The 6,655-nt window shown below is 62.7% G+C and carries 10 protein-coding genes and 1 riboswitch; of the genes, 3 read left to right on the top strand and 7 right to left on the bottom strand.

Features of this window, described 5'->3' with window-relative positions; translation table 11 throughout:
* Positions 1-54: 54 nt before the first annotated feature.
* Positions 55-132: riboswitch (SAM riboswitch) on the bottom strand.
* 233 nt (positions 133-365) lie between these two features.
* From VGO12_RS11105 to VGO12_RS11130, 6 genes are all read right to left on the bottom strand, one after another.
* Positions 366-809: an NUDIX hydrolase gene (locus VGO12_RS11105; protein WP_327512809.1), complete on the bottom strand. Its 444-nt coding sequence runs from the start codon at positions 807-809 to the stop codon at positions 366-368.
* A complete protein-coding gene (locus VGO12_RS11110) occupies positions 806-1,645 on the bottom strand; it encodes a MoxR family ATPase (protein ID WP_327512810.1) in 840 nt (279 codons plus the stop codon). The genes VGO12_RS11105 and VGO12_RS11110 overlap by 4 nt, the downstream gene beginning before the upstream one ends.
* A gap of 102 nt (positions 1,646-1,747) precedes the next feature.
* Positions 1,748-2,128, bottom strand: a complete 381-nt coding sequence (locus VGO12_RS11115) for a RidA family protein (protein ID WP_327512811.1) — start codon at positions 2,126-2,128, stop codon at positions 1,748-1,750.
* An 8-nt stretch (positions 2,129-2,136) separates the two neighbouring features.
* The gene (gene leuD / locus VGO12_RS11120) at positions 2,137-2,742 is read right to left on the bottom strand and encodes a 3-isopropylmalate dehydratase small subunit (RefSeq protein ID WP_327512812.1); all 606 of its coding nucleotides are present in this window, start codon (positions 2,740-2,742) and stop codon (positions 2,137-2,139) included.
* A gap of 155 nt (positions 2,743-2,897) precedes the next feature.
* A complete protein-coding gene (locus VGO12_RS11125) occupies positions 2,898-3,329 on the bottom strand; it encodes a glyoxalase/bleomycin resistance/extradiol dioxygenase family protein (RefSeq protein WP_327512813.1) in 432 nt (143 codons plus the stop codon).
* Between the two features lie 189 nt (positions 3,330-3,518).
* Positions 3,519-3,773 carry a hypothetical protein gene (locus VGO12_RS11130; RefSeq protein WP_327512814.1) on the bottom strand — a complete coding sequence of 85 codons (255 nt, stop codon included), beginning with the start codon at positions 3,771-3,773 and terminating at the stop codon, positions 3,519-3,521.
* Between the two features lie 126 nt (positions 3,774-3,899).
* On the opposite strand from VGO12_RS11130, the gene VGO12_RS11135 reads away from it, so the two are divergent.
* Both VGO12_RS11135 and VGO12_RS11140 read left to right on the top strand, forming a co-directional pair.
* Positions 3,900-4,805, top strand: a complete 906-nt coding sequence (locus VGO12_RS11135) for a CoA ester lyase (protein WP_327512815.1) — start codon at positions 3,900-3,902, stop codon at positions 4,803-4,805.
* Positions 4,802-5,008, top strand: coding sequence for a DUF1737 domain-containing protein (locus VGO12_RS11140; RefSeq protein WP_104665496.1), 207 nt, complete (start codon positions 4,802-4,804; stop codon positions 5,006-5,008). Before VGO12_RS11135 ends, VGO12_RS11140 begins: the two co-directional genes overlap by 4 nt.
* A gap of 216 nt (positions 5,009-5,224) precedes the next feature.
* On the opposite strand, the gene VGO12_RS11145 is transcribed toward VGO12_RS11140, so the two are convergent.
* Entirely contained in the window at positions 5,225-5,659 is a 435-nt protein-coding gene (locus tag VGO12_RS11145; protein ID WP_077968216.1) for a metallopeptidase family protein, read from the bottom strand.
* A 168-nt stretch (positions 5,660-5,827) separates the two neighbouring features.
* Here VGO12_RS11145 and VGO12_RS11150 point away from each other — a divergent pair.
* Positions 5,828-6,655 (top strand): hypothetical protein (locus VGO12_RS11150; RefSeq protein WP_327512816.1); only part of this gene is annotated, 828 nt, incomplete at its 3' end.

The raw sequence follows: 6,655 nt of genomic DNA on the forward strand, positions 1-6,655 counted from the left end.
CACTCGATCAATACAAAAAAACCGGCGGCGATTGATCGCGACCGGTCCTCGGAAATCCAACTTTCCTCGGCCCTTTAGCGACTTGTTTAACGTGGCTGCAAGCCGGCCGGCCAAATCACCACGGGGAATTTGATAGCGCGAGTGGGCCGCGGGGGTCAAGAAAAACGATTCGGGCGGGTTTGGGCGGCCCTCTCATCCGCCTGCCGGCCTCTTCTCCCGCAGGGAGAAGAGGGCTTGCCGCACCCGATCGTTCCACAAGCTCAGCGGCCGTTCGGCCTATCTTGGTAGTCGGGTTCGCTATCCGCACGTCTCGGCTTGGAGCCAGCCGTCGTCCTCGTCCCCTCTCCCCGCCTGCGGGGAGAGGGTTAGGGTGAGGGGCCAGTCTGTAGCAGGGCTAGAGCATCCCGCATGCCATAACCCAGCCGGCGATCAGCCTCCTCGAAGCCAAGCCAGAAGAAGCGAAACCGGATCGGCGCACCGCCGCCAAAGGGCGTCATTTCCTGATGCAACCAGCTTTCCTGCTGCTCTCCGGTGAGCGCGACGTGAAAATAGTGCCGTCGATGGCAGATCGTCCTGCCATCCTTCAGGAAAAAATAGTCCTGCGTGTCGAGGTGAGTGAACGCCTCCGATGGCGTCAGCCCCGTCTCCTCGACAAACTCCCGCGCAGCCGCCTGCACCGGGTTCTCACCCGCTTCCATCGTGCCGCCGGGCACCTGCAATTCGATCTCGGGAAAGTCCGGCTCGTCGAAGACCAACAATCGGCCGCGCCAGGTGGCGTAGATCAGCACCTTGTGCGCGTCAGGTTTCATCCGTCGCGGCGGGCCATGAAGGCCAGGCGCTCGAACAGGTGCACGTCCTGCTCGTTCTTCAAAAGCGCGCCGTGCAGTTTCGGCAACATGGTCTTGGGGTCGGCTCTCAAGTCTGCCGGATCGACCTCGTCGGCGACCAGCAGCCGGATCCAGTCGAGCGCTTCCGACGTGGACGGCTTCTTCTTCAGGCCCGGCACCTGGCGGATGTCGTAGAAGGCGGCAAGGGCAGCCGACAGCAGCGTCTTGCGAATGCCGGGATAATGCACCTCGACGATGCGGGCGAGCGTGTCCGCGTCGGGAAAGCGGATATAGTGGAAGAAGCAACGGCGCAGAAATGCGTCCGGCAGCTCCTTCTCGTTGTTGGAGGTGATGATGACGATCGGCCGATGGCGGGCGCCGATCATCTCGCCGGTCTCGTAGACATGGAATTCCATGCGGTCGAGTTCCTGCAACAGATCGTTCGGAAACTCGATGTCGGCCTTGTCGATCTCGTCGATCAGAAGCACCACGCGCCGGTCGGCCTCGAAGGCCTGCCAGAGCTTGCCCTTGCGGATGTAGTTCCTGACCTCGTTGACGCGCGCGTCGCCGAGCTGGCTGTCGCGCAGGCGCGAGACGGCGTCATATTCGTAGAGACCCTGCTGCGCCTTGGTGGTCGACTTGACGCTCCATTCGATCAGCTCGAGGCCAAGGGCGGAGGCGATCTGGCGGGCAAGCTCGGTCTTGCCGGTGCCGGGCTCGCCCTTGACCAGCAGCGGCCGCTCCAGCCGGATCGCGGCGTTGACGGCGATCATCAGGTCCTTGTCGGCGATATAGTCGGCGGTGCCTTCGAATTGCATGTGCGTCTTCCGGTTCAGCATAGGTCTGACAAGCGAAGTCCATGGACTACCGCATCTTGGCCAAAATCGGAATCGATTTGAGGGAGGCAGTGAGAGAAGTCTTCAGCCGCGAAGGGCGGTGACCTCGATCTCGATCAGCATTTCCGGGCGGATCAGGTCGCAGACGATCATGGTCGCGGCCGGGCGGATCTCGCCGAAGACTTCGCCGAAGATCGGGAACACCCGGTCGGCGAAGCTGGCGTCGGTGACGTAATAGTGGTTGCGCACCACGTCGGACAGCGAGAAGCCCGCTTCCTTCAGCGCGCCCTCGATCGTCTTCAGGCAGTTGCGCGCCTGCTCTTCCACCGTCTCGGGCATGGTCATGGTGGCGTAGTCGTAGCCGGTCGTGCCGGAGACGAAGCACCAGTCACCCATCGCGACGGCACGCGAATAGCCTGCCGTCTTTTCGAAGGGCGAACCCGAGGAGATGAGCTTGCGCGCCATATCTGCCTTCAAGCCCAGGGACGCGCGGCGCCGACGGTCTTTTCGAAGCTGTCGATGGCGGTCGCCTTTTCCAGCGTCAGGCCGATGTCGTCGAGGCCGTTCAAGAGGCAATGGCGCTTGAACGCATCGACCTCGAACTTGACCGAGCCGCCGTCCGGGCCGGTGATTTCCTGGGATTCCAGGTCGACCGAGAGGATGGCGTTGGAGCCGCGCGAGGCGTCGTCCATCAGCTTGTCGAGGTCGGCCTGGCTGACGACGATCGGCAGGATGCCGTTCTTGAAACAGTTGTTGTAGAAGATGTCGGCAAAGGACGTGGAGATCACGCAGCGGATGCCGAAGTCGAGCAGTGCCCACGGTGCATGCTCGCGCGAAGAGCCGCAGCCGAAGTTGTCGCCGGTAACGAGAATGCTGGCGTTCTGATAGGCCGGCTTATTGAGCACGAAATCCGGATTGACCGAGCCGTCTTCATTGTAGCGGGCTTCGGCGAAAAGGCCCTTGCCAAGGCCGGTGCGCTTGATCGTCTTCAGGTAATCCTTCGGAATGATCATGTCCGTGTCGATGTTGACGACGGGGAGGGGGGCTGCGACGCCGGTGAGCTTGACGAATTTTTCCATAACTTCAGGCCTTCGATTTCAGAAGAATGTTGCGCTAGCGTTTAGATGAGTTTTGCGCCGAAATGAAGGAAAATCTATCCAGATACGCGTCGTCGGGCGGGTGAAATACCCGCCCGACGAAAGCTTTGTCCGGTTTTTCGATTGCCGGAAAGGACTTAGCCTGCCTTCACCGGGCTGTTCATGGCCCAGAGAACGCCGAAGGGGTCGCGAAGCTGGCCGTAGCGATCGCCCCAGAACATCACCTCGATCGGCATCACCACTTCGGCACCGGCGGCAACGGCGCGGTCCCACCAGGTCTCGATGTCGTCGACGGTGAGCGTCAGGGTAAAGGCCTGCGGCTTTTCCAGCGGATGGCCGTATTCCGGGTAGGCGTCGGCCAGCATCAGCGAACTGCCGTTGACATAGAGGTGGATGTGCATCGTGCGGCCCTGCTCGTCGAGCGGATGCCGGCCGACTTCCTTCGCCCCGAAGGCGCGCTGGTAGAATTCGGACGCCCTGGCGGCGCCGTCGACCTGCAGATAGGGCAGAAGGCCGTTCAGGACCGGTGCGGGCTGCTGCGCTTCAGTTTGCTGCGTCTGGGTATCCATCGATTTCTCCATCCTGTTTGAGGAGCCAGGGCCGTTGCTGGCCTGTCTCAAGGACGGGCGGGGAACGCCCGATCCGACATAGGGATGGAAATTTTTCTGGAGCCGCATTCACCGCCGCATTTGCGGTCCGACAGGACGTGAGCCGATCGCGGATCGGCTCATTTGCGGATCAGTTCCGGCAGTTCGAAATCAGAGGTCGATGATCGTGCCGCGACCGTCGTTCCAGATGCGCATTTCGCGCTGGCCGTTTGCGGCAGATGCTGCGGCCGGACGGACGGTTGCGCGGGCTGGCTTGAAGTTCAGCCTGGTCGCAATGGCGCTGCCGATCACGACGACGGCGGCGATGCCGGCCAGCGCCAGGGCCAGCGAGGCGGTCAGAACGAAGGCCGCAAACGTGATGGTCAGGGCTGCGGCCGTAAAGAGAACAGAGCGAATGCTTTGCATGATCGTCACCTTTCTGATGGCGATGTGGTGGTTCGTGGCCGTACTTGCAAGAGGCTGCCTTTCACGAAAGGGTGCGGCGGTTCGCCTCGCCTTGCGGAACGGGTGAAAGGCGGGCACAACTGAAGCATGAGCAAAACGACAGACCATCACCCCGTGCGCCTGCGCCGCTCGGTGCTTTGCGTACCCGCCGACAACGCCCGTGCGCTCGCCAAGGTCGCCGAGCTTGCCACCGACGCCGTGATCTTCGATCTCGAGGATGCGGTGGCGCCCGAGCGCAAGGTCGAGGCCCGTCAGGCGCTGGTAAGGCACCTGACGTCGAGCCGTCCGGATTGCGAGATCGTCATCCGCGTCAATGGGCTTGGCTCCGGCTTTGGCCAGGAGGATCTTGCAGCAGCCCTTGCCGCCGGCCCGGATGCCATTCTCCTGCCGAAGGTCGAAGGCCCGGCGGATATCCAGGCGGTTGCCGACTGGCTGACTGATAACGATGCGCCGGAGACGCTGCGCCTCTGGGCGATGATCGAGACGCCGCGCGGCGTCATCAATGCGCCTGTGATCGCCGAGACCGGCCGCACCTTCGGCGGCCGGCTTGATTGTTTCGTCGTCGGTCTCAACGACCTGCGCAAGGAGACCGGCGTTCCCGATCGCCCCGGCCGTCCCTACCTTGTTGCGTGGTTGATGCAGATCCTGCTGGCCGCGCGCGGCGGCGGCCTCGACGTCATCGACGCCGTCTTCAACGATTTTCGTGACGCAGCCTCCTTCGACGAGGAATGCCGGCAGGGCCGCGACATGGGCTACGACGGCAAGATGCTGATCCATCCGGCCCAGATCGGCCCGGCGAACGAGCGCTTCGGCGTGGAGCAGATCGCCGTCGACGAGGCGCGGGCGATCATCGCCGCCTTTGCGCTCACTGAAAACGCCGGCAAGGGCGTCATCAACCTCAACGGCCGGATGGTCGAGCGGCTGCATCTCGACCAGGCCAAAACGCTCGCCGCCAAGGCGGACCTCATCGAAAAACGAAAGCCAAGATCTTGAAACTCTACCGCTTCCTGACCGGTCCCGACGACGCCACGTTTTGCCACAAGGTGACGGCGGCGCTGAACCAGGGCTGGAGCCTGCACGGCTCGCCGACCTACGCCTTCAATGCCGACACGCAGCACATGCAGTGCGGCCAGGCGGTGGTGAAGGACGTCGAAGGCAAGGATTACACCCCGGATATCAAGCTGTCGGAGCAGTAAGCCCGCTCAAGCACCGGTGTCAGGGTGAGCGGCGGGCCACTTGGTCTTTGCTTGGGGGCGCCGACCGCAGAGTGAAAACCAGAGTGTGGTTGCGGTTCGGGCGGGTGCGGCAATGTCCCGTCGCCCGCTTGCGGGGAGAAGGCAGGCGGATGAGGGGCCACCCTCACCGCGCGGATGAGGGGAAACCCTCACTTTGCGGATAAGGGGCAAATGTGGTCAGCCGCCGACGTGCTCGACGCTTGCCTCGATGCGCTCCATGTCGTCGTCGGAGAGGCCGAAATGGTGGCCGATCTCGTGGATCAGCACGTGGGTGATGATGTCACCCAGCGTCTCCTCGTTCTCGGCCCAATAGTCGATGATCGGGCGGCGATAAAGCGTGATGCGGTTCGGAAACTGGCCGGTTTCCATGGTGAAGCGCTCGCTGATGCCGCGCCCTTCGAAGAGGCCCAGCAGGTCGAAAGGCGTTTCCAGCGCCATGTCCTCGAACACGTCGTCGCTCGGGAAATCGGCGACTTCGATGACGAGGTCGGTCGTCAGCTGGCGGAATTCCTGCGGCAGGTGGCCATAGGCCTCCAGCGCAAGCTGCTCGAAAGTGGTAAGCGTCGGTGCGTGGCGTTCCCGCCAATCATCGGTCTGGTCAATGCGGGCCATAGGCACTCCTTGTTGCCCTCCATATAGCGATTTTACCAGTGTTTTTCGAGTGTTGAATTCCTTGACCACAGGGACAGGAATAAATTCTTATAATTGGCTGTTGACTCATCTGGGAAGCTCTGGAATCTATTAGAACATAACATGAACATTTGATGGGAGTTGACCGTCATGGCCGACAAAGCCGTGGAGCGGGAGACGGTGCTTTCGCTTCGAGAGACGATCGCCAGGATCGAAAACCGTCGGCTTCCGGGCGTCGTGCGTGCCGCCAAGGCGGCCGATCCCGGCGGCTTCCGTCAGCGTGAGGACGATGAGCCCGGCCGCCGGGCGCTGGCACTCGGCGTTGCGGATCTGGACGATCTGCTCGAAGGCGGGCTGCCGCTCGAAGGCATGACGGAGATCCGCAATGCCGAGACACGCGATGCGGGTGCGGCTGCCGGCTTTGCCGCGGCACTCACCGTGCTCTGCCAAAAGGCGCGTCTTGAAAAGGGCGAGCCGGCAGCACCCGTTCTCTGGATCAGTCAGTCGCTCGCCGCCAACGAGGCGGGCTTGCCCTATGGGCTTGGCCTGAAGGCCTACGGGCTCGATGTCCGCGGCCTAGTCTTCAGCCTGCCGCGCACCGTGAAGGATGCGCTGTGGATCGCCGAGGCCGCCCTTTCCGTCCCGAGTTTCTGCGCTGTCATTCTCGAAATTCGCGGCAACCCTTCCGCCCTTGCGCTCAGCGAAAGCCGGCGCCTGCATGTCCGTTCACGGGCAGGGCGCATTCCCCTTCTGCTTCTGCGCCAGTCCGGACACGAGGAGGCGAGCAGCGCCTTCTTTCGGTTCCTCGTTGAACCCGCGCCGGCGCGCGAGCGCCTTCTACCGGATGGATCGATGCTTCGCGGCAGCATCGGCCATCCCGTCTTTCATGTCATTGCCGAGAAGAGCAGGGCTCCTGCGCCGCTCGGCTTCCAGCTGGAGTGGAACCCCCATGACCGCCGCCTTTACCCCGTCGAGCCC

Origin of the sequence: Ensifer sp. (assembly GCF_035999135.1) — a bacterium.
In the GTDB taxonomy this organism is placed as follows: Bacteria; Pseudomonadota; Alphaproteobacteria; order Rhizobiales; family Rhizobiaceae; genus Ensifer.